Source organism: Microbulbifer okhotskensis, assembly GCF_023895975.1.
GTDB lineage: Bacteria > Pseudomonadota > Gammaproteobacteria > Pseudomonadales > Cellvibrionaceae > Microbulbifer > Microbulbifer okhotskensis.
This window is the reverse complement of the sequence record NZ_JALBWM010000324.1, coordinates 1-857: the sequence shown is the minus strand read 5'-3', so window position 1 is coordinate 857 and position 857 is coordinate 1. Positions and strand designations below refer to the sequence as shown.

General features: G+C 49.2%; 1 protein-coding gene. It reads right to left on the bottom strand.

The genetic code is table 11. The features are described 5' to 3' along the window. Positions 1-488: 488 nt before the first annotated feature. On the bottom strand, positions 489-857 hold a 369-nt coding region (gene ssb, locus MO867_RS22330), incomplete at its 5' end, for a single-stranded DNA-binding protein (protein ID WP_252473265.1).

The window sequence follows — 857 nt, the reverse complement described above, 5'->3', positions numbered from 1 at the left end:
CTTGGAATACAGAAAGAAACTTTTTCACTTCTGCTAATACTGCTGTTGCCTGCTTATTGAGGGGGAGTTTTGAGATTTCCATGTGAACTCCGTTAGGGGCCCTGAACTAGCGGCCCAGACTGGTGTGATTATTTCCGTGCAGCCTCAACAGCTTCTTCCATGGTTGGGTGCCGCTCATACATTCGGCCCGCTCTACTCCCTCGGAAGTGAAGGACTAGTCTTAGCAAACCTGGGCCACTTGGCTCAATTGCAAATCTAATTGCTCGGTCATGAGCCATTACAACCGCGCGAGTAAGATAGTTAAAATCAAAGGTCGCGAGTCTATTGTGAGTAGGTTCATTTATCTCGATTCCACTGCCGCAAGGCTTTACTTTGTTCCTTATATGATGAGGACCACCAAACAAGTCGCAGAGCATTTCAAAGCACTTCCATTGGCCTTCTGACATCCATGAATAGTGCTTTCTCCAAAAGTCACCCATAGCTATCTCCTAAAATGGAATGTCGTCATCAAAAGTTTGGTTGAAATCATTGCTACCACCCATGGAGCTAGGTGGCTGCTGTCGATTTTGCTGTGCCCTCTGACCTTGTGCTGGCCTTTGCTGTGGCTGGCTTTGCGGGGCTATAGGGGAGGGCTGCTGGAATCCCTGACCCTGCTGAGCGCCATTTTGCTGACCATCAAGCATTTGCATTTCAGCTGCGACGATTTCTGTGGTGTAGCGGTCCTGGCCGGTTTGCTTGTCCTGCCATTTCCGGGTGCGAAGTGAGCCTTCGATATACACCTTTGATCCCTTGCGCAGGTATTCACCGGCTATTTCTGCAAGGCGGTTGAAAAAGACTACACGGTGCCATTCCACTCT